Annotated in this window: 22 protein-coding genes and 2 riboswitches; of the genes, 11 read left to right on the forward strand and 11 right to left on the reverse strand. The window is 40.4% G+C overall.

All coding sequences use genetic code 11. The features are described from left to right. Positions 1-313 precede the first annotated feature (313 nt). The 5 genes from IMZ31_RS15025 to IMZ31_RS15045 all read left to right on the forward strand — a co-directional run bounded on the left by IMZ31_RS15025 (position 314) and on the right by IMZ31_RS15045 (position 3,457). Positions 314-1,261, forward strand: a complete 948-nt coding sequence (locus IMZ31_RS15025) for a 1,4-dihydroxy-2-naphthoate polyprenyltransferase (protein WP_371825455.1) — start codon at positions 314-316, stop codon at positions 1,259-1,261. 276 nt (positions 1,262-1,537) lie between these two features. Next, positions 1,538-1,930, forward strand: a complete 393-nt coding sequence (locus tag IMZ31_RS15030) for a hotdog fold thioesterase (protein WP_207528110.1) — start codon at positions 1,538-1,540, stop codon at positions 1,928-1,930. 39 nt (positions 1,931-1,969) lie between these two features. Continuing rightward, positions 1,970-2,341: a TraR/DksA C4-type zinc finger protein gene (locus IMZ31_RS15035; protein ID WP_207528111.1), complete on the forward strand. Its 372-nt coding sequence runs from the start codon at positions 1,970-1,972 to the stop codon at positions 2,339-2,341. Positions 2,342-2,435: 94 nt separating this feature from the next. After that, positions 2,436-2,921, forward strand: a complete 486-nt coding sequence (locus tag IMZ31_RS15040) for a TspO/MBR family protein (protein WP_207528112.1) — start codon at positions 2,436-2,438, stop codon at positions 2,919-2,921. Positions 2,922-3,157: 236 nt separating this feature from the next. Then, the gene (locus tag IMZ31_RS15045; protein ID WP_207528113.1) at positions 3,158-3,457 is read left to right on the forward strand and encodes a YkvS family protein; all 300 of its coding nucleotides are present in this window, start codon (positions 3,158-3,160) and stop codon (positions 3,455-3,457) included. Positions 3,458-3,856: 399 nt separating this feature from the next. On the opposite strand, the gene IMZ31_RS15050 is transcribed toward IMZ31_RS15045, so the two are convergent. From IMZ31_RS15050 to IMZ31_RS15075, 6 genes are all read right to left on the reverse strand, one after another. After that, positions 3,857-4,444, reverse strand: a complete 588-nt coding sequence (locus IMZ31_RS15050) for an ECF transporter S component (RefSeq protein WP_242705576.1) — start codon at positions 4,442-4,444, stop codon at positions 3,857-3,859. Positions 4,445-4,610: 166 nt separating this feature from the next. Beyond that, positions 4,611-4,765: riboswitch (FMN riboswitch) on the reverse strand. Positions 4,766-4,953: 188 nt separating this feature from the next. Continuing rightward, a complete protein-coding gene (locus IMZ31_RS15055) occupies positions 4,954-5,301 on the reverse strand; it encodes a YolD-like family protein (protein WP_207528114.1) in 348 nt (115 codons plus the stop codon). Between the two features lie 142 nt (positions 5,302-5,443). After that, positions 5,444-6,502, reverse strand: a complete 1,059-nt coding sequence (locus tag IMZ31_RS15060; RefSeq protein WP_207528115.1) for a M20/M25/M40 family metallo-hydrolase — start codon at positions 6,500-6,502, stop codon at positions 5,444-5,446. A gap of 60 nt (positions 6,503-6,562) precedes the next feature. Further along, the gene (locus IMZ31_RS15065) at positions 6,563-7,420 is read right to left on the reverse strand and encodes a DMT family transporter (RefSeq protein ID WP_207528116.1); all 858 of its coding nucleotides are present in this window, start codon (positions 7,418-7,420) and stop codon (positions 6,563-6,565) included. A gap of 599 nt (positions 7,421-8,019) precedes the next feature. Continuing rightward, positions 8,020-9,315: a nucleobase:cation symporter-2 family protein gene (locus tag IMZ31_RS15070; RefSeq protein ID WP_207528117.1), complete on the reverse strand. Its 1,296-nt coding sequence runs from the start codon at positions 9,313-9,315 to the stop codon at positions 8,020-8,022. Continuing rightward, positions 9,312-9,902, reverse strand: a complete 591-nt coding sequence (locus IMZ31_RS15075) for a xanthine phosphoribosyltransferase (protein WP_207528118.1) — start codon at positions 9,900-9,902, stop codon at positions 9,312-9,314. Before IMZ31_RS15075 ends, IMZ31_RS15070 begins: the two co-directional genes overlap by 4 nt. A 126-nt stretch (positions 9,903-10,028) precedes the next feature. After that, a riboswitch (purine riboswitch) is annotated at positions 10,029-10,130 on the reverse strand. Between the two features lie 203 nt (positions 10,131-10,333). On the opposite strand from IMZ31_RS15075, the gene IMZ31_RS15080 reads away from it, so the two are divergent. Further along, positions 10,334-10,726: a VOC family protein gene (locus IMZ31_RS15080; RefSeq protein WP_207528119.1), complete on the forward strand. Its 393-nt coding sequence runs from the start codon at positions 10,334-10,336 to the stop codon at positions 10,724-10,726. Between the two features lie 114 nt (positions 10,727-10,840). Next, complete coding sequence (locus IMZ31_RS15085) at positions 10,841-11,851, forward strand: potassium channel family protein (RefSeq protein ID WP_207528120.1); 1,011 nt, start codon at positions 10,841-10,843, stop codon at positions 11,849-11,851. On the opposite strand, the gene IMZ31_RS15090 is transcribed toward IMZ31_RS15085, so the two are convergent. Further along, on the reverse strand, positions 11,840-12,244 hold the full coding sequence (locus tag IMZ31_RS15090) for a YugN-like family protein (protein ID WP_188651905.1): 405 nt from the start codon (positions 12,242-12,244) through the stop codon (positions 11,840-11,842). The two genes, IMZ31_RS15085 and IMZ31_RS15090, sit on opposite strands and share 12 nt — an antisense overlap. 118 nt (positions 12,245-12,362) lie before the next feature. Then, a complete protein-coding gene (locus IMZ31_RS15095) occupies positions 12,363-13,646 on the reverse strand; it encodes a GntP family permease (RefSeq protein ID WP_207528121.1) in 1,284 nt (427 codons plus the stop codon). A 305-nt stretch (positions 13,647-13,951) separates the two neighbouring features. Here IMZ31_RS15095 and IMZ31_RS15100 point away from each other — a divergent pair, with 305 nt between their 5' ends. Next, the gene (locus IMZ31_RS15100) at positions 13,952-14,728 is read left to right on the forward strand and encodes a 3-hydroxybutyrate dehydrogenase (RefSeq protein ID WP_207528122.1); all 777 of its coding nucleotides are present in this window, start codon (positions 13,952-13,954) and stop codon (positions 14,726-14,728) included. A 484-nt stretch (positions 14,729-15,212) separates the two neighbouring features. Here the strand turns inward: IMZ31_RS15100 and IMZ31_RS15105 are convergent, their stop codons facing one another. Further along, positions 15,213-16,565 (reverse strand): glucose-6-phosphate isomerase, encoded by a 1,353-nt coding sequence (locus IMZ31_RS15105; RefSeq protein WP_207528123.1) that lies wholly within the window; start codon positions 16,563-16,565, stop codon positions 15,213-15,215. A 164-nt stretch (positions 16,566-16,729) separates the two neighbouring features. Next, positions 16,730-17,896, reverse strand: coding sequence for an iron-containing alcohol dehydrogenase (locus IMZ31_RS15110; RefSeq protein ID WP_207528124.1), 1,167 nt, complete (start codon positions 17,894-17,896; stop codon positions 16,730-16,732). Between the two features lie 287 nt (positions 17,897-18,183). Here IMZ31_RS15110 and IMZ31_RS15115 point away from each other — a divergent pair, with 287 nt between their 5' ends. Further along, positions 18,184-18,420 (forward strand): DUF378 domain-containing protein, encoded by a 237-nt coding sequence (locus IMZ31_RS15115; RefSeq protein ID WP_036782665.1) that lies wholly within the window; start codon positions 18,184-18,186, stop codon positions 18,418-18,420. A gap of 90 nt (positions 18,421-18,510) precedes the next feature. On the opposite strand, the gene yugI is transcribed toward IMZ31_RS15115, so the two are convergent. Beyond that, a complete protein-coding gene (gene yugI / locus IMZ31_RS15120; RefSeq protein WP_207528125.1) occupies positions 18,511-18,915 on the reverse strand; it encodes a S1 domain-containing post-transcriptional regulator GSP13 in 405 nt (134 codons plus the stop codon). A gap of 304 nt (positions 18,916-19,219) precedes the next feature. Here yugI and IMZ31_RS15125 point away from each other — a divergent pair, with 304 nt between their 5' ends. Together IMZ31_RS15125 and IMZ31_RS15130 are read left to right on the forward strand one after the other, a co-directional pair. Next, complete coding sequence (locus IMZ31_RS15125) at positions 19,220-19,576, forward strand: helix-turn-helix domain-containing protein (protein WP_207528126.1); 357 nt, start codon at positions 19,220-19,222, stop codon at positions 19,574-19,576. A 256-nt stretch (positions 19,577-19,832) separates the two neighbouring features. Beyond that, positions 19,833-20,693, forward strand: coding sequence for an alpha/beta fold hydrolase (locus IMZ31_RS15130; protein WP_207528127.1), 861 nt, complete (start codon positions 19,833-19,835; stop codon positions 20,691-20,693). Positions 20,694-20,714: the final 21 nt, after the last annotated feature.

The following is a 20,714-nucleotide window of genomic DNA, read 5'->3' on the forward strand; positions in this document are numbered from 1 at the left end:
TCACGTCCTGTGACAACGTCGAACGACCCCACCTCGTGTGGGGCCGGATAAGCAAACTGCCGGAAGTGGCGTTAGCCACTGCAGGTATTTTGCTTATCACGCTAGCCCCTAGCCCCCGGAGCTAGATCAAAGAAAAGCACAGGCGACTGTTCAAACCTTCAATAGCCAACGGAAGTATCAACAATCATTACCATCCCTCATAGGCACATATGCAGTAGCCCCCAAAGGCTCTTTCCGTATTGACAGTGTCATACAGTTTGCCTAAACTGAAATAGGACTATTATAAAATAGTCATAATTAAGGAGAGAAAAAGATGCAAAGCATGAACAAAAAAGATATACAAACAGCCTTGAATGAACAGAAAGGTTGGCAAGTTTGGTGGCGATTGTTACGACCACATACGTTAACTGCAGCATTTGTGCCTGTATTCATTGGTACGATGTTGGCAGGATTAGATGGTTCGTTTCATTTAGGTTTATTTCTCGCTATGCTTCTGGCTTCAATCCTCATACAGGCAGCTACGAACATGTTCAATGAGTATTATGACTATGTGCGCGGTTTAGATACAGAGCAATCTGTCGGAATCGGCGGAGCTATTGTTCGTGATGGCATACCTCCGAAAAAGGTATTAGCACTTGCTCTTAGCTTCTTTGGTGTGGCAATGGTTTTAGGTGTCTATATTTGTATTTTAACTACTTGGTGGATTGCTGCAATTGGCATTGCTTCTATGTTATGTGGCTATTTATACACAGGAGGCCCTTATCCAATAGCCTATACACCTTTTGGTGAGCTTGTATCTGGGTTCTTTATGGGGACTGTCATTATAGGAATCAGTTATTACATTCAAACGAGTATAGTAACAGCCCAAGTGATCCTTATTTCCATTCCTGTTGCAATTTTAATTGGCGCAATTCTTCTTGCTAACAACATACGTGATCTAGAAGGAGATCAAGAGAACGGACGTAAAACACTGGCTATCCTCTTTGGACGTAAAGGTGCAATTCGCTTCCTTGCTGCATTATTCGGATTAGCTTACGTCTTAACAATGATTTATATTGCAATTGGCTTACTTCCTTTATGGTCTCTATTAGTATTGATCAGTTTAGCTAAACCCAAAGGAGCTGTACAAACATTCTCCAAAAATTCTACTCCTTTGGCAATGATGCCAGCTATGAAATATACAGCTCAGACCAATACAATCTTCGGCTTTTTACTTGGCCTTTCGTTATTATTTCAATTTATTATACCCGTATCATGGTAAAGAAAAGCAGGTTGGTGAAGCATTTTAGACCCCTAAACACATCCACCGATTTGTTTAAATGAAATACGTAACCTGGTTTTCAATAACACTATATCGCTCATCATTTCCCATATGCTCCCCTCTAAGTTGACAGCTTTAACGAAAAACCTGTTGGCTTTGAGGGGAGCATTTTTTATTACAAGGCAGGATTGTCTCCCCCTTAAGAGGAATACAGATAGAAGTACGCTATGTTTGATTCTAGAATGAAAAGGAAATAAAAAAGAAAGGATCGATGATATGAATTTAACTGCTAAAAATACATTATTGGGAGCTTTAGGGATTGAAGAAGTAGAGATGAAGAAGGAACGTGTCGTTTTATCTATGCCTGTAGATGAACGTACCCACCAGCCTCTTGGATTTTTACACGGAGGGGCGAGCGTCGCTCTTGCTGAAACAGCAGCAAGTATTGGTTCTATTCTCCATGTCGATATGGAAGAATATAATGTATTCGGCATTGAAATTAACGCCAACCATATTAAAGCGAAGCGAAGCGGAACGGTTTACGGCATTGCTACTCCAACACACGTTGGGAAAAGTACAATGGTATGGGAAATCAAAGTGGTGGATGAAGACGATGAACTGATTTGCCTTTCTCGTTGTACAGTGGGCGTCGTCCCAAAGAAGAAATAGTCTCTACTCCTCCTTCCTTATTTGAAAGGAGTAATCATGATGTTAACCGATCAGCAATTACAAGAGCTAAAAAAGCAACTACACGTTATGAAAGAAGAAGCGGAGAAGGAAAATCATAATCATGATGGTTATGTAAATGAAGACGAGGATCAAGGAAACTCTGTAGGAGAATTATCAAATGTAAACAGTCACCCTGGAGACCTTGGCACAGAGAAATTTGAACGAGAAAAAGCATACACACTAAGTGAACATGCTGAGGAACAGCTCAATGAAATTAACGCAGCACTCGAACGTATGGAAAAAGGAACATATGGTTATTCCGAACATTCCGGGAAACCCATTCCATTTGAGCGACTACAGGCTATGCCGACCGCTCGATACTTGGTTGAGGAACAAGAAGAATCCTCTTAATGGAATAGGCATATATGAGGCAAGCTATATAACAACATGTGTTGTGTAGCTTGCCTTCCTCTTTGTCTACTTCATGTGAAAGGAGCAGGAGAGAATGAACAATGTAGTAAAAGGAATTCTACTCTTCCTACTTATTTATGGGTTATTTAGCCTAGCAGGTTTCTTGTTTCCCATTGACCAAGAATGGTATAACAGCTTAGATAAGCCTTCCTGGACTCCACCGGGGTCTGTAATCGGGATCGTATGGGGTGTACTTTTTGCCTTCATCTCACTGTCCATTGTTTTGGCGTGGAGTTCTAAAGAAGAACCGTTTCCCCCACTGTTTTGGACCGTACTCCTTATCAATTATGTAACGAACCAACTATTTAGCTTCTTCCAGTTTGAGGTGAAAGATTTACTTCTTGCGACGGTAGATACTTTTTTAGTGGCCGTTACCACTAGTATACTAATTATTTTAATCCGCAAGTACAATAAGGTTAGTTCATGGCTCCTTGTGCCATACCTCCTTTGGACAACGTTCGCTACGTATTTAGCATTTACTTTTTATAGGTTAAACCCAACCGAAACATTTCTAATGTAGGTAAGAAAACCTGCATTGCCTTTGTAAACGGTTAACAAATCCATTAAAATGTATGAAGAAGTTATTGATTCTATTTAAACTTCTTGTTTAAATAGAAAAAAGAATCATGTTAGAGTAATACTCTAGGGAGAATGACGGCCCATGAATAAGGGTATAGATAAGGAAACCCTTGGCCTGAATCTTGACACAAACGAAAACAAAACTCCATTACATTTCACTAGGAAGGGGAACTTCTCATGGCTGATGAAAATATGAGCAAAGATTTAGTTAATGCTGCATTTGAAAAGAAAAATGCAGAAGAAGAACAACAAGAAGAAGTAAAAGTAAAAGAAGAAGATAAAGCAACCGAAGGGGATATCATCACCTTCCAAAGAAACGGCCAACAGTTAGAAGCTGTTGTCACTTCTTCTAAATTAGAAAATTCCGTTGTCTGCGACATGACGATTATGGACGATTTTCACGAGCGTAATTTAGACTTCGAGAAAACCGTTGTCGCTCATACAAATTACAGCATCAAACAACGTCGCGACGTTTAGATTCAACTCTAAAGAGCATCACACTCCTCAAGTGTGATGCTCTTTTTTATCAAACACCGTATTTGAGACGGTCCGTTACAGAAAAGGCTCTCCCCTTACTTATAAGAACATATTTCCTTTCCTTCGCATCTGGCAAAGATGGGACTGGAAACTGTGTGACTCCTATAGGAGAAAGATGTCGACGAGACCCAGCACCGAACGCAGTGAGGGAGAAAGCTCTAAAGTTCAACGAAAACCGCCACGTCGTGAGGGACCGCCTGCGGAAAGCGAATAGTTTCCCGGCCCACCTTACTCCACACACTAGTGTTAACGGAACATTCTCTCAGCTTCGAGTATTCAAATATACAAAAAAAGTCCCCTGCATCATCGCGTGCAAGGGATTTCTATATATATCTATTGCTATGCAGCTTTTATTGATTTCGTTTGTTTCTGTTCAAACCATGGCCTCATTTTAACGAATAACGGAACAAAGAGCATTCCTACGATAATGCCTTTCACGGCATTAAACGGCATAATAAACGCTGTTACATAGGCCATTTTTGATCCTGCTACTTCAAAGCCCATCAACCATGTGTAGGCTGGTAGGATTACAAGATAGTTTAACACAGACATACCGAGTGTCATTACAATTGTCCCCGTCACTAGACCAGATACTACACCTTTCACACTCTTGAAACGGTGGTATAGCAAGGAAACCGGCAAGATAAACATAACTCCCGCTAAGAAGTTTGCGCTTGCCCCGATCGGATCTCCACTTCCTAGCATAAAGTGAAGGCCATTTTTCATAGCCTCTACAATAATACCGGCTACCGGTGAAAAGATTAATGCTGCAAACAAGGCTGGAACATCGCTAAAGTCCACTTTCAGAAACGCTGGCAAAAATGGTAGCGGGAAGTCCAACAGCATTAGTAATAGTGATATGGTGCTCATTAACGAGAGCGTAATGAGCTTGAATAATTTGGATGACTGACCTCTTGGTTTCATCATCGATCTCCTCCTTCATCTTTACTCTCGATTCACATCCCAGATGAAGGTGAGCGAATAATCTGCTATAGTGCATTCCATCAAAAAATCCCTCAAGCATAAAGGTCGCTTCAGGGGTTGATAAAAGTCCATAGAGAAATAAAGGTATCATATATACCTATTTTTCGCTCTACATCTTCTCCCATCCAGACTGTAACTGTCGGTCCCGGATTCTCACCAGGTCCACCGATCGGTACACACACGTACCAAGCGGGTCACGGACTTAGAACACCAAGTGGGTCCCTCACCGTCGGTCGGGAATTTCACCCTGCCCCGAAGATGGAATCGTATTTAGTTGAGTACAATTCTCATTATAACTGCTAATTGAGAATTTGAACAGTAAAATGTTTCACAAAATGAACATCCATTCATTTTTCTTTCTCATTCACTTTTCCATTGCTATTCCCAAGGTAAATATACTCAAGCACTATAGTATATGCCAGCTTGCTATATGGTGAGCAGGATCTTGATTATTATAGTATTTTAATATCTGTAATCGCACGAATGTCTATCGATAATTCAGACTTGCATGCTAACTTTATAACTCTAAGTTTCTTATTCCCCGCCTCAAGAGCAGAAATTTTTACACTTTCTTCACACAACGAGTCTCCATAAAAGTAACGAAGTTGAACTGGAAGAGAATCGTTCAAGGCTCTCCTTACTAAAAAATCAACTTCAACAGCCTTATCCATTTCGATCAACCCTTTTTTCACCCGTTCATCCTCTTTCCAGACTTCTTTCAACGTTGCAATGTGCTCTGTTAACATCAAGCTGGTCCACTTAATTGTCCCCCGGTATTGACTATTACTTTCTTTCTCCATAACTATCCCTCCATAAAAAAAGAACATATGTTCTCATTATACATATAATCCTTTCAAAAAAACACCTGATATTAAAATTTAAAAAGGAAAGACCCCGAATCACTTCTGTGGTGACTCGGGGTCTACTATCCCTTGTTCTTGATCAATCTTCTAACGGGTTGAGACTTTCCTGACCTGTCATATTTTCAATCATCGTAACGAGAAGATCAATTTCTTCATCAATGTCCTGAAGACTCGCTGTCTCGACTGGTGAATGCATGTATCTTAGGGGCAATGATACGAGACTAATCGGAACACCTTTCCCGGTCAGACGCATCTTATCGGCGTCGGTACCAGTCATACGGGGAGTGAGTTCATATTGAACGCTCATCCCTTTAGACCTCGCAGCTTCTTCTAATAAACGATTTATCTTAATATTGATTGGCGCACCTTTCGCTAAAACAGGGCCACCTTCTAGCTTAATATCTCCGTGCTTGTTCTTATTCACATGTGGATAATCTGTCGCAAAGGTTACGTCAACAGCAATCGCCATGGTCGGTTCAAGGCCAGCGGCTGCAAAATACGCACCACCCATATTCGTTTCTTCGTTCACAGTGCTCGCTGCATATACACCAACATTAATATCCTTCTCAGACAGCTTCCTCAATACTTCTGCTACAATAAAGGCACCGGTACGGTTATCCAACCCGCGCCCTGATATGTACCTGTCCATCATAATTTCTGGTTCACGCTTATACACAGCAAGATCACCAATTTGAACGAACTTCTCCATTTCCTCTTTGGATTTAGCTCCACAGTCAATAAATAGATCATCAAGGCCAAAATCACCCTTTAACCCACCATGGTGCTGCGCATTTACACCAATTACGCCCGTAACCGTTCCCCCTTGTCCAAGAACGGTAACCTTCATACCAACAGCCGCTTTCGGATTTATGCCCCCCATTTTGTCAAAATGCAAGAAGCCATGATCATCAACACGGTTTACGACGAGAGCAATCTCATCACTGTGACCCGCCAATAGAATTTTAAAGTCTGCCTCTGGATTTAATACACCGATTACGTTCCCAGCATTGTCTGTACGAATCTCATCCGCATAAGGCTTTACATATTCAATCCACTTCTTTTGAATCTCCATCTCCATACTCGACGGAGACGGAGTTTGTAGCAATTCCAGTAAGAATTTTTGTTCTGATTGTTCCATTCACTATTCCTCCCTAGTTGTTTCCTTCATCTTATCAATTTCCTTCTCCGTACACCAATGCTAGGACGCTGTAACCTTTTTATTCTTCCAAAACATATAGAAAGAAGCCCCAAAGATAATCGCATAACCAAGGAAACTTAATGCATCAGGTACTTGATTAAATACCACGATACTAATCACCGCGGAGAATAAAATATTTGTATAGAAAAAGATCGAAATTTCTTTCGCCGGCGCAAATTTATATGCGAGTGTGATTCCGAACTGGCCTACTGTCGCAAAAACACCAGCCAATAGTAAATACAAGGTTTGCTGTAGAGACATCGGCTCATACAATAATGCCACAAACGGCAGTAACACGACCGTCGAGAAGAATGAGAAATAGAAAACAATCGTGTAATACTCTTCTTTATCACCTAAAAAACGAAGAACCGTATAGGCAAGGGAAGCAAATATAGCCGATGAGAGCCCAGCCATATATGGAATCGTCTCCACGGAGAACTGCGGCTTTATAATAAGTAACGTACCTAAAAAAGCAATGATAATCGCGACAATCTGAAACTTCCTCGCCTTTTCATTTAGAAACAGTGCCGAGAAGATAATAAGCAGAAAAGGGCTTAACTTATTCAACATATCAGCATCTGACAACACAAGATGATCAATAGAGTAGAAATAGAGCACCATTCCGAGTGTCCCAAGTGAAGATCTTAAAATTAAGTACTTCTGATTCTCCTTTTTACCAAAGAATCGTTCTTTGTGATATAAAACAAAGCCAAATGCTATAAATGCAGAAACAATGTTACGAAACATCGTCTTTTGTACCGCTGGTAAGTCTCCCGAAAGTTTAACGAACGTAGACATCATCGCAAATCCGAAAGCAGCGCTTAATAATAGTAGTATTCCTTTATTTGTATTACTCATGGTATTCCTCCAACATATGTGCTTCTTGATGATTGCAAACGTTCGTATGGTATCCTCAACACGCCCCATTGTCAACTATCTTGCCCCTCACCAATCCCTTTTCATGCAGATGAGAATGGTTTATCCTGCGAACCATACCCCCTAAGCCCACTTAAGACTTGATTCTGAGACACTTTTGTGTGGATAGGGCCGTTACGTTTGTGTAGTACTTGGGGTGTCTGGGGAACGACTCGCTTTCCGCGGGCGGCCCCACACGAAGTGGGGTCGTTCGACGTTGTCACAGGACGTGACGGTTTTAGTCGAACTTCCTCTTTCTTTTTAGAGCCTCCTCCCTCACTGCGTTCAGCCCGGGTTCTCGTCGACCTCTTTCTCCCGCAGGAGTCTCCCCGTTCCCCAGACACCCCTGGCTATAGTTTTACGAACGCCCCCACATCTTAAGGATGGTGAGATTTGCGAGATTCTCGCTTATGGCTTGTTTCCGTTACACCATATATGGCAGAGGTGGCAGTTTCGAGCCTTTATAATTACTGCGCTTTTCTTGAACAAATAACAAAAAACAGAAAAAAGGACCAAATCAAGGGGTTTGGTCCTTTTCTATATTAGGATGCTATTGATTGCGTTGTCTCTGGTTGTTTCCTCTTCACCTTTTGAGGAACAACATTTAAGAAGACATTTAACAGGATTGCTGTTAAGCTTCCCGCTACAATTCCGTTATCCGTTAGAATCTGGAGTTGTTCAGGGAGTTTGGCGAATAAATCAGGGGCGACTGTTACACCTAGTCCCATGCCGACAGCACAAGCGATAATTAATAGGTTTTCCTGCTCCTTTAAATCAACCTGACTTAACATTTTAATTCCATAAGCAATGACCATACCAAACATCGGGATCATCGCTCCTCCTAGAACAGGTTTAGGAATTAATGTAGTAATAGCTCCTATAACAGGGAATAGCCCGATCGCAATTAACATGGCGCCTGCAATGTAAATGACGTTTCTTGATTTTACGCCCGAGAGCTGGACAAGCCCCACATTTTGCGAATACGTAGTATAAGGGAAAGCGTTCATAAAACCACCGAACAGAATAGCTAATCCTTCTGCACGGTATCCTTTTGTAATGTCTTTCTCTTCAATCTTTTTGTTCGTTATATCACTTAGCGCAAAATAAACTCCTGTAGATTCTACAAGACTTACGATCGCTACTAGAATCATCGTTAAGATTGGAGTCACTTCAAATGTTGGAGCACCGAAATAAAATGGAGTTGGAATTCTAAAGAGTGCAGCATCTGCTAAGGTAGAGATGTCTATTTTCCCCATAAAGATAGCGACAAGGCTGCCTGCTACCAACCCAATTAATATTGAGACAGAGCGGACAAATCCTGTGAACGCTCTTTGGAGCACAATGATTAAGAGGAGCACACCAAACGCAAGGAGAAGGTTTGAGATACTTCCGAAGTCTTCACTCCCCGCACCTCCAGCTACATTATCCATTGCGACAGGAATTAGTGTAATTCCTATAATCGTCACCACGGACCCCGTTACAACCGGAGGGAAGAAAGACACGAGCTTCCCAAAGATTGGTGCACACACTAACACAAATAAACCAGCTGCAATAATCGCCCCGTAAATAGCTGTGATTCCAGCGCTACTTCCAATAGAGATCATTGGGGCTACTGCTGTAAACGTACACCCTAAAACAACCGGCAACCCTATACCAAAGAATCGATTGCTGACAGCTTGAAGGATTGTTGCTACACCACACATAAGTAAGTCAATTGATACAAGGTAAGCTAGATCCTCTGCATTTAACCCTAAAGAGCTACCGACAATTAAAGGAACGATGACAGCTCCTGCATACATAGCTAATACGTGCTGTAGTCCGATCGTTATGTTCTTCATACATGGACCCCCGTTTCTTCATAAAATGTGACACGACCATTTTGAAGCGACTGAATACGAGCTAATGATTCAACTTTTATTCCTTTTGATTGTAAGATCTCTCTCCCTGATTGGAAGCCTTTTTCTATTACAATTCCGATCCCAGCAACCTGAGCACCTGTTTGTTCAACGATATCCATTAATCCAAGTGCCGCTTGTCCATTTGCTAAGAAGTCATCAATAATGAGTACACGATCCTCAGGCGATAAAAATTCAGATGACAAACTGATTTCGCTCCACTCTTGTTTGGTAAAAGAATATACTTTAGAGGTAGCAAGCCCATCTGCAAGCGTTAATGATTTTCTTTTTCTAGCAAAAATCACTTTCACACCCAATGCTAACCCTGTCGTTACAGATGGGGAAATTCCTGAAGACTCAAGCGTGACGATCTTCGTTATTCCTTCTTGTTTAAAACGTTCTCTAAACGCTTCCCCAATTTCCATCATCAAAAGAGGGTCTACCTGATGATTTAAGAATGAATCAACTTTGAGCACCTGATCATTTAAAACTTTACCTTCTTCCTGAATTCTTTGCTTTAACAGTTCCATGATGTATTCTCCTAACACAGACGCACCCTGAATAAAAAAACCTCACAAAAGGCACGAGTATCGCGCCATTTGTGAGGTTTCATTCTACAAGCAGTGAGAAAGGGAGCTAGCTTTAAGCTAACTTCCACAAATGTATGCAATACTCATAGTCAGACCATTTACGGTAGTCTGGTAGAAACTTGCGAGCCATATCCTCGCCTTTATATGAGTACGTCCGAAATATTTTGTTGAGGTTAATTATAGGGGACTAATGCAAAGAATTCAACCCATTTTTTACCCCTGCACGAATATAAATAATGAAAACCAATTAAATGTTCGTCTTTTCAAGAGGAGTTTTGATTTTGCCATAAAGGGAAGTCTATTAAATATACATCAAGAACTATTCTATTCAATCATCTACTAATCAAACTACATTCAGGAGGCGAATTATTTTGAATATATGTGCAATCAATATTTATGTAAGCGATTTGGACTTCGCCATTCAATGGTACAATGAAGTACTAAATTTAAAGAAATCAAGTGAACATGATAACTATCCTACTTGTATAGACTTATTACACGACCACAACATTCGATTAACACTTCATAAAACAGAGCGTGATACAGAAATTGATATCTGGAAAGAAGCGTCTACCATTATTACATTCGAAGTTGAAAACATTCGCGCTACCATGAAAGACCTGAAAGAACGTGGAGTGCGCTTTTATGACGAGGAGCCCGTGTGGTTCCCAGATGGAGAACGTATTGCGTTTAGCGACCCTTTTGGTAATGTTCATGAGTTAGCTGAATCGAGAGAAAATGCAAATGAAGAGAAACCATGCTAAAAAGAACCTATTTATAGGTTCTTTTTTTATTCAACGTAATGCCCCCAGATGATTAACATGGTTTATAAAAAAAATGGTTTCAGGGCATACTGGTAGAAAAAACGGAGGTTTCAGATGAAGGTTCATTTACACCAAGCCATTCAATGGTATTTCAGAACTCCAGTCTTCCTACGCCTTTTTCTGACTGTTGCCTTTTTTATGATCTTCTTTGGGTCTGTCATCCATTGGGTGGAACCTGATGCCTTCCCAACCATTTTTGACGGGATTTGGTGGGCAGTCATTACAGGCTCTACCGTAGGGTACGGAGACTACGTTCCATTATCGACTTTTGGCAGAGTGATTGGCATATTACTCATAATTGCCGGAGGTGGTCTTGTTACCTTTTATATGGCAACAGTATCTGCATCGACTGTTAAATATGAGCGAAACCTGTCTGAGGGGAAGGTAGATTATAGAGGAAGCGACCATATCATTATTGTTGGTTGGAATGAAAGAACCAAGCAATTACTGAATATGATTACAGATTATATAAATGAGGAGAATATCGTACTCATTGACAAATCACTAGATCAAATAGGATACCAGGAATACAAGCTTCACTATGTAAATGGAGACGCTTCTGAAGACAAAACACTGAAGAAAGCACGCATTTCGGATGCACGCTGCATGATTGTCACGTCAGACCCATCTAAAGAAGAACATCAGGCTGACCAAGTCAGCATTCTTACAACCGTAGCAGCAAGAGGCATGAATTCTGATCTTTTTATCATCACTGAGATCTTATTAAAGAATCAAGTCACCAACGCAAGAAGGGCCGGAGCTGACACAGTCATACGTTCAAATGATTTTATGAGTACTTTGTTTTTCCATGAATTATATCGAGAAGCACACATTAAACCATTTGATACACTTGTAGCTCAACTTTCCTCCCAGCAATACAAACAAATTACTGTTCCAGATGAAATGGTAGGCGAAACCTTTAAATACTGCGCCTTATCCTTTTTAGAACAAGAAGAATTACTCTTAGGAATGGAACAAAACGGAGAGCTTTATATTAACCCTCCGTCTCAATCCATTTTAAAAAAGGACGATCACCTAATCGTCCTCTCGAATTTAAGTGAGTAAAATCCGATCTAATTCTTCTACAAGCTCTTTCCCAGTATCGATATATTCTTCAGGAAACTCTGCGTCAGGATCTTGAGGTTCTGAGAATTGGTCAAAGGATGCACTGAAGTTTCCAACATGCACATTGTCGTCCAAACCTCGTTGGTATTTATGCGACAGTAAATAGGGCTCACCAAGCCTTACTGTAACCTCCTTATCATCTAGCTGACCATTTACAACGGAAAAGGGAACCCTCAAGAACTGATAACCCACCTCGTCAGATATCTTATAATCAAACGAGCCGTGGTCATAATCCCAGTTACCACCAATATCGTAGCCACGGGGCTTTAGTTTCTGCTCAAGATCAAACAAAGAAAAAACTTGCCCTTGTATCCCAGAAGGAATCGGAATCATTTTATCCCGCCTTTCTTTTTTCTTAGCTTACCCCAACCCAATCAGCCGATATGCACAGAAGGTTTGAATAAAAAAAGGCACCCTATTTAATAGGGTGCCTTTTCACCTTTTGGGCGGTTTATACAATACCAACATAAGACATAAGAATACCTACAACCGTTGCGATAAATGGAATGAGTAGCCCTACAAAGAATATATCCTTATAAGAATCTTTGTGAGTCATTCCCGTAATGGCAAAGACAGTCAGCAGGGCACCATTATGGGGCAATATAGATGCCCCAGAAGCTAATGCGGTTATGCGGTGTAATATCTCAGGATTTAACCCCATATCTAATGCTTGCTGGTAGTATTCTGAACCAAGGGCATTTAGTGTGATGTTCATACCACCTGAAGCTGACCCTGTAATCATAGCCAGAACTTGCGTGGACAATGCATCAGAAATGGTGAGACCACCTTTGATATTTAATAAAGCCTCTTTAATAGCTGGAAACGCAGGCGCATTCTTTACTACAGCACCGAAACCAACAGCCGCACCTGTATTTACAACAGCTGTAACTGCTCCTTTTGCACCATCATTCATAGCACCTGTGAACTTCTTGAAGGTTTTAATGTTCAGTATAAATGTGAGTACAATTCCGATTAAAAGTGCGCTAAGCATTTCTAAATTCATTACGTTTATAGAGATTACAACAGCTAGAAGGGGTAAGAACGAAAGGAAAACGTTTGGATCCTTGCCTTCCTCTTCTTCTTTCTTTTCTTCACCACCTGGCTCCGTAAATCCTTCACCTGCTTTGGTTAACTTATTGGCACGGTAAGACAAATAGAAATATCCGCCTACAGCCATAATAAGACCTGTTACAATTCCCATAATTGGAGCTGCCATCATGGTCGTATTGAAGAACTGTGTTGGAATATAGTTTTGCACTTGCGCTGTTCCAGGTAATGCCGTCATCGTAAATGTGAAGGCTCCAAGAACAATCGTTCCGGGTATTACTTTACGGCTAATGTTAGCCTCCCTAAATAAATTCAATGCTAAAGGATACATAACGAAAACAACAACAAAGAGACTAACTCCCCCGTATGTAAGAATCGCAGCACCTAAAAGCACCCCTAAAATAGCTCTCTCTTTGCCGACGATCTTAGAGAGAAAAGAAGCTACCGTTCTCGCACTTCCAGTAACCTCCATCAATTTCCCGAATACAGCACCAAATAGGAACACCGGGAAGAAATCTCTTGCAAATGACGCAAATCCAGACATAAAGTCAGATGTAAAAGCTGTGTAAATATCCATACCAGAAAGTAATGCGACTATAGCTGCCGCCACAGGAGCGATCCACAATATGGACCACCCTAAGTACGCCATTACCATTAAGGCAATTAAACCTACAATAATTGCAAACACGCTTTTCGACCTCCTCTTTCATTTTTTGTTAATTTTTTTAGATATAATTTCATCAAAATTAATATAGAGAATTACTCTATATTACTTCAGGATAATCCTAAATCCTATTAAAGGCTTATTTCCAACGATATGCTTCGATCTCAAAAATTCTTTTTCTTGCTAAAATAAAGAAAATTATGCGTATTCTAATGTTAATCAAAATTTTTGAGTTGATTATGCAACTAACTTATAATTTCTTTAGATCGTAAAAGGAACGATCATTCTAATTGAGTTGAAAAATACAATGAATTGGGGAGGAAACAATCATGGTCGAAAACCAAGTAGTATTTATTACAGGAGCCGCACAAGGTATTGGTTACGAAATTGGGGAAACATTTGCTGAAAATGGAGCAAAAGTTGTCCTTTCTGATGTAAATGATGAAGGCGTACAAGATGCAGCAAAATCCCTTACAGAAAAAGGTTTAAACGCTATTGGCGTAAAAGCTGACGTAACAAGTGAAGAAGAAATCGAAGCTGCTATCGATAAGGCTGTTGAAACTTACGGTCGCCTTGACGTTCTTATTAACAACGCAGGTCTTCAACACGTATCTCCAATCGAAGAATTCCCAACAGACAAATTCCGTTTAATGCAAGATATTATGCTTACAGCACCATTTATCGCTACGAAAAAAGTATTTCCAATTATGAAGGAACAAGGATACGGTCGTATTCTAAATATGGCTTCCATCAATGGACTAATTGGCTTTAGTGGCAAAGCGGCATATAACAGTGCTAAACATGGTGTAATTGGCTTATCTAAAGTCTCTGCCCTAGAAGGCGCAGAACACGGCATCACAGTAAACGCCATTGCTCCAGGCTATGTAGACACACCACTTGTGAGAGGTCAAATGGAAGACCTTGCGAAATCACGCGGTGTCGAATTAGAAAAAGTATTAGAAGAAGTGATCTATCCGCTTGTTCCACAAAAACGCCTACTTCAAGTAGAAGAAATTGCAGACTACGCAATGTTCCTATCTAGTGAAAAAGCGAAAAGTGTAACAGGACAAGCCATTGTCATTGACGGCGGGTATACAGCTCAGTAATCCACTGCTATTCATAAAAAAGGAGGACCCTTATGCGGATCCTCCTTTTTTATTTATGCAATATGTAATTATGAATTTACCAATCGAAATACCTCTCCTCCAATCAGTCAACTTAAGCCAGCACGGCCTAACTTGAGAAACCACACACCTTCCTCCTTAGACCTGAGCCACTTTTGATGATTCTTGAGCCGCTCCCCCTTCAACTTGAGTCGGGATTACCTAACTTGAGTGACTCCTTCTTAACTTGAGCTGGATTTTGAACGACTTGAGTCAATTTTGCCGAATGTTGAGCCAGTTCCTACTAACTTGAGCCGCTTCACCCTCTACTCGAGCCCCTCACACCCCAACTTGAGTCAATTCCCAGCCTTGTGCCCTTCCTTCCACGACTTGAGCCAATTAGCTCCCTCCACACCCACACCTATTTCCACCAACAAAAAAACGAGCACCCAAAAGAGGTGCTCGTTCTCAACTTCATCATTTAATCTTATTTGTTCAAACGTTTTTCTAGTTCTGCTTTTTGAGCTTCGAAGCCTGGCTTTCCAAGTAAAGCGAACATGTTCTTCTTGTAAGCTTCTACACCTGGCTGGTCAAATGGATTAACACCAAGTAGGTAGCCACTAACAGCACATGCTTTTTCGAAGAAGTAAACCATGTAACCGAAAGTATATGCATCTAATTTTGGAACATGCACAATTAGGTTTGGCACCTCTCCGTCTGTATGAGCAAGCATCGTTCCTTCATAAGCTTTCTCGTTTACAAAATCAATTGTCTCTCCTGCAAGGTAGTTCAATCCATCCAGGTTCTGTTCATCTTCTTTAATCGTCACATCACTCTTAGGTTCTTCAACATGAAGAACAGTTTCAAACAAATCACGACGACCATCCTGAACATATTGCCCCATTGAGTGAAGATCAGTCGAGAAGTTAGCGGAAGAAGGGAAAATTCCTTTTTGGTCTTTTCCTTCACTTTCTCCGAATAACTGCTTCCACCACTCAGCAAAGTATTGAAGAGCTGGCTCATAGTTTACAAGCATCTCAATGGTCTTACCTTTGCTATATAGAGCATTACGTACTGCTGCATATTGATAAGCCGGGTTCTTCTCAAGATCCTCTTCACTTAACTGCTGTTGAGCAAGCTGAGCGCCTTCCATCATTTCTTGAATGTTAATGCCACTTGCAGCAATAGGAAGAAGTCCAACAGCTGTAAGCACAGAGAAACGGCCACCAACATCATCTGGGATAACGAAACTTTCATAACCCTCTTCTGATGCTAACGTTTTAAGTGCACCTTTTTGCTTATCTGTTGTCGCATAAATACGCTTACGAGCTTCTTCTTTACCATACTTGTTCTCCAAGAACTCACGGAAGATGCGGAAAGCAATAGCAGGTTCAGTTGTTGTACCACTTTTTGAAATGACATTTACAGAAACGTCTTTGTCCTTAATTGCGTCAAATAGGTCGTTAACGTAAGGAGCACTGATGCTGTTTCCTACGAAAAAGACTTGTGGTGTCTCACGTTGATCTTTAGACAGCTCATTATAAAATGAGTGATTCAACATTTCTAATGCCGCACGGGCACCTAGATAGGATCCTCCAATACCGACAACAAGTAAAACATCAGAGTCTGATTTAATCTTTTCTGCCGCTTTTTGAATACGAGAGAATTCTTCTTTATCATATTGTTCAGGAAGGTCTAACCAACCTAAGAAATCGTTCCCAGCACCTGTTTTATTGTGTAAAGAATGGTGCGCTAGTTTTACAGTTTCTTTTATATTCGTTAGTTCATGTTCACCAAAGAACGGTAATGCTTTTTCATAATCAAAACGAATGTGAGTCATTATGTATCCCTCCAACTTATCTTTCTAAACTTCACTTTATCGAAACGCTTACAGCAAATCAAGCGATCTTAAACATGTAAGCGAATACAGATTGTAATTTCCGTTAAAAATCGTTCAAAAGAAATAGAAAGCAGACTGAGAACAGCCTGCTTCTTGAATCATGCTTATAGAGACATTTCTAAAATCGTCTTTACATCTTCGTCATGAAGTTGTTTAAAGTTGCCGAATGGACCACGTTTCATTGCACGATCTACAATAAGATCAAGCTGATCATTACCGATGTCGTAGTCGGCAAGACGTTCAGGAGCACCTAGAGATGTCCAGAATTCACGTAGTTTATCAATACCTTCCAACGCCACCGTACGGTCATCTTTGCCTTGTGGATCTACTTCAAATACGCGCACAGCTAGTTGCTTAAAGCGATCTACATTGTGATCTACGTTGTGCTTCATCCAGTTAGGGAAAAGAATCGCAAGTCCGCCTGCATGCGGAATATCATAAACCGCAGAAACCGCATGCTCAATATTATGAGTAGCCCAATCACCACGGTAACCCATTTGTAGCATTCCGTTTAGAGCGATTGTTCCGGCATAAAGGATCGTTTCACGATGCTCATAAGACTCAAGGTCTTCTAGCATCTTCGGCGCTGTTTCAATAACCGTTTTTAAAACGCCTTCAGCCATGCGATCTTGTACAGGCGCGTTTGTTGGCTGGTGGAAGTATTGTTCAAAAATGTGACTCATCATATCTACCATTCCGTAAATCGTTTGGTCGCGAGGAACGGTTAAGGTATTTGTTGGGTCTAGAATAGAGAACTTAGGATTCGTGAACGGTGGTGCACCCCAACCGTACTTTTCATTTGTTTCCCAGTTCGTAATAACAGAACCAGCGTTCATCTCAGAACCTGTCGCCGCTAATGTAAGGACGGTCCCAAATTCAATTGCATCTTCAGGTGTCGCTTTACGCGTAACAAGATCCCATGGATCACCATCGTATTTGGCCCCTGTTGCAATCGTTTTTGTAGCGTCAATTACACTACCGCCTCCAACTGCAAGTAAGAAGTCAATATTATTCTCCTTAGCAAGCTCTACACCCTTTTTAACCGTAGCTAAGCGAGGATTGGGTTCAACGCCAGCCAATTCTGTAATATTTACACTCATATCATTTAATTTATTAACAACCTGATCATATAAACCATTCTTTTTTATGCTGCCGCCACCATAAACAAGTAGCACATTCTTTACATCGGAAGGGATTTCCTCTGATAATTTCTCTAACTGATCTTTACCAAAGATTAATTTTGTCGGATTGTGAAATACAAACTGTTCCATATTGGTAAATTCCCCTTTCAGAATTAAGTCCAGTGTCTATTATGTCCAAGATAATATCAAAGATCAAAAAATTAGCTTAGGACAATACGACAGTTCATTCCCATGTCCTCAAATCTAAACAATACATGTAAACTTCGATTAGTTTTCAAATATTCTTATAAAAAAATTAACACCGGGAATCATGTAGACCTTATGCTCCTTTCTATACCTAACATTTTTGTATACTTCATCAAAAACTACAAAAGCTACTACAGAATCATATTTAAATTATGAAGGAGGAATAGATCATGAGTACTCTACAACGTATTGCTTTGTTGTTAGTAATCATTGGAGCTGTAAACTGGGGACTTATTGGATTGTTTCAGTTCGATTTAGTGGCAGCCCTATTTGGAGGCGGCGAACAGAGCGGCGCATTTGCACGTGTGATCTATACACTTGTAGGAATTAGTGGTCTTATTAGCCTGAGCATGCTATTCAAACCAAGTGAAGAAATGGCTGATCGCACAGAACCAGAGACTGAATAATTACTTTGTTAAAAGTCAGACAAAGTAATGACTGATGCTATATGACAACATAAAAAGAGGCTGCCCTTAAAGGACAGCCTCTTTTCGTTATTACTTACGGAAAGTATTTTCGCGCTCTTTAGACTGGTTGATCCACTCGTCAAGCTTATCTTTAAGCGTGTTGAAGCCAGCTGGTGTACCTTCTTCTTGTTGAACAGCAGCTTGTTGCTTTTGCTGTTGAGGCTTACGCTGTGGTTGCTTCTCTTGCTTTGGAGCTTCTTGAGTCGCACGGATTGATAAAGAATATTTACCTTTTCCTTCATCAATGTTTAGGATTTTAACATTCACTGTGTCACCAACGTTTAGGTGCTCGTTAATGTCTTTAACGAAACCATGAGTAACCTCAGAAATGTGTACTAAACCTTGTACTTCTTCGTCTAAAGCAACGAATGCACCATATGGTTGAATGCCTGTTACTTTACCTTCCAATACTTGACCTGTTTCGAACTTTGCCATTGCTATACAACTCCCGATCTGTTTATATTCGTTTTATTTTCACGCAATAAATGATTATATCACAAGACCTTAATTTTCGCAAAAGGAAGTCGCACTTAAATCCTATTAAATCACCCTGTACGAGCTTCCCCTATATAAGGGTTTCAACAGACGTAATCCCCCCTCAAAGCTTTCCTTAAATCATAAAATATAGTAAGTATCATGTTTCAAAATGTTGTTACATATAAAGATTATTTTCCGCGTTTATGTATGATAAGATAAATGTAGCATACTACATTTTGGAAAGGGATAAGGAGGCGTTCTGATGAGTTTAGGTAAACAAATTCGCACTCAACGTGAGCAATTAGGTCTCTCTTTAGAGGACTTTGCCTTTCGCGTTCGAACCGGACAACAAACAATGGAAAGAATTGAAAATGACGAACACACCCCTGAATTACAAACGATCCTGAGAATATCCACTGTTCTTGATATGCCTGCATCTGAATTGTTAGAGAGTACAAACACGACTAATGAATCAGAAGTTGATGATGAATTAAACAATTTAATTATGGAAGTCGGCGTGAAACGAACAAAGCTGTTTCTTCGCCATGTAAAAGAATTTACAGAAGACGATGTATTAAAGGTTATGGAGATGCTAAAAGAAATTAAATATAAAAAATAAAAAAACAGGTTTAACATTAGTTAAAAGCGGTAATATTGAGTAACGTAAGACTTTCTCGTATTCCCCCTGTAAGGCAAAGCGTACTCGGCGCTTTGCTTTTTTTTGCCTTTTGAATGAAACCCTCCATTTCGCATACCCTAACGTCATGAGATTTTATATTTTCTACCGATTCAAACGTTTAATAAATTAATTTAAAAGGAAAAAGCCTACTACTAATCATTTCCTTATACAATCTAGTTATGGAGGTTAATGGACAGTGAACGGATCGCACATCCACGTAAAAGATGAATGGCTAAAGCATAACGGAGTCAATATCGCCTACCAGCGTTACACTTCCCCTTCCTCTGGCAAAAAACCAGCCCTTGTCTTTGTACACGGTTTTCTATCTTCTAAGTTTTGCTACCGATTTATGATTCCAGAATTACTTGAACACTTTGATGTCTTTTCCTTCGACTTTCCACCATTCGGAAATAGTGATAAAAATTGGTCTTACAAATTTTCCTACTCAAACTTCGCACATATCATCATCGAGTTGATGGACCAACACCATATTCAAAAAGCATCTATTGCCGGACATTCAATGGGAGGGCAGGTGGCACTCACTTGCAGCCATCTCTTCCCTGAACGAATCGATAAGCTTATCTTGATGGCCCCTTCCACATATATGAAGAAGCTAGGTTTCTGGTTACAGCACGCTAGCCGATTACCGGTATTCCCTTTCCTATTAAAACGACGTCTGTATAAGAAAGGGGTATATCACTCCCTCCTTGATTGTGTACACGATCCACACATGATCAACAAGGAGATGATTCAAGGGTATATGAAGCCTTTCTTTAAGGAAGAGATCTTCAGGTGCCTTTCCAAAATGATCCGAGATCGTGAAGGGGATTTGGCATCTCAGCATCTAAGAGAAATCGAAGCAAGTTGTTTGGTATTTTGGGGGAAAGAAGATAAGGTATTGCCAGTATCACTAGGCCATAGGTTGGTAAAAGATTTGCCTTCAGCGGAACTAGAAGTATTTGAACAAAGCGGTCATTTACTTCCTGAAGAAGTTCCATCTGTGTTAAATGAAAAGATTAAACAATTCTGTTTACCGCCAAAGCAAGCGACCTCTTAAAGGGTCGCTTCTTCTTTTTCT

The organism is Pontibacillus sp. ALD_SL1, from assembly GCF_017355605.1.

Coding starts and splice junctions, on each gene's coding strand:
- IMZ31_RS15035 (WP_207528111.1), top strand. CDS start 1,970: ATGTTAACCGATCAGCAATTACAAGAGCTAAAAAAGCAACTACACGTT.
- IMZ31_RS15110 (WP_207528124.1), bottom strand. CDS start 17,896: ATGGAACAGTTTGTATTTCACAATCCGACAAAATTAATCTTTGGTAAA.
- IMZ31_RS15025 (WP_371825455.1), top strand. CDS start 314: ATGCAAAGCATGAACAAAAAAGATATACAAACAGCCTTGAATGAACAG.
- IMZ31_RS15075 (WP_207528118.1), bottom strand. CDS start 9,902: ATGGAACTGTTAAAGCAAAGAATTCAGGAAGAAGGTAAAGTTTTAAAT.
- IMZ31_RS15105 (WP_207528123.1), bottom strand. CDS start 16,565: ATGACTCACATTCGTTTTGATTATGAAAAAGCATTACCGTTCTTTGGT.
- yugI (WP_207528125.1), bottom strand. CDS start 18,915: ATGGCAAAGTTCGAAACAGGTCAAGTATTGGAAGGTAAAGTAACAGGC.
- IMZ31_RS15040 (WP_207528112.1), top strand. CDS start 2,436: ATGAACAATGTAGTAAAAGGAATTCTACTCTTCCTACTTATTTATGGG.
- IMZ31_RS15050 (WP_242705576.1), bottom strand. CDS start 4,444: ATGATGAAACCAAGAGGTCAGTCATCCAAATTATTCAAGCTCATTACG.
- IMZ31_RS15065 (WP_207528116.1), bottom strand. CDS start 7,420: ATGAGTAATACAAATAAAGGAATACTACTATTATTAAGCGCTGCTTTC.
- IMZ31_RS15125 (WP_207528126.1), top strand. CDS start 19,220: ATGAGTTTAGGTAAACAAATTCGCACTCAACGTGAGCAATTAGGTCTC.
- IMZ31_RS15085 (WP_207528120.1), top strand. CDS start 10,841: ATGAAGGTTCATTTACACCAAGCCATTCAATGGTATTTCAGAACTCCA.
- IMZ31_RS15030 (WP_207528110.1), top strand. CDS start 1,538: ATGAATTTAACTGCTAAAAATACATTATTGGGAGCTTTAGGGATTGAA.
- IMZ31_RS15055 (WP_207528114.1), bottom strand. CDS start 5,301: ATGGAGAAAGAAAGTAATAGTCAATACCGGGGGACAATTAAGTGGACC.
- IMZ31_RS15115 (WP_036782665.1), top strand. CDS start 18,184: ATGAGTACTCTACAACGTATTGCTTTGTTGTTAGTAATCATTGGAGCT.
- IMZ31_RS15045 (WP_207528113.1), top strand. CDS start 3,158: ATGGCTGATGAAAATATGAGCAAAGATTTAGTTAATGCTGCATTTGAA.
- IMZ31_RS15100 (WP_207528122.1), top strand. CDS start 13,952: ATGGTCGAAAACCAAGTAGTATTTATTACAGGAGCCGCACAAGGTATT.
- IMZ31_RS15070 (WP_207528117.1), bottom strand. CDS start 9,315: ATGAAGAACATAACGATCGGACTACAGCACGTATTAGCTATGTATGCA.
- IMZ31_RS15090 (WP_188651905.1), bottom strand. CDS start 12,244: ATGATTCCGATTCCTTCTGGGATACAAGGGCAAGTTTTTTCTTTGTTT.
- IMZ31_RS15060 (WP_207528115.1), bottom strand. CDS start 6,502: ATGGAACAATCAGAACAAAAATTCTTACTGGAATTGCTACAAACTCCG.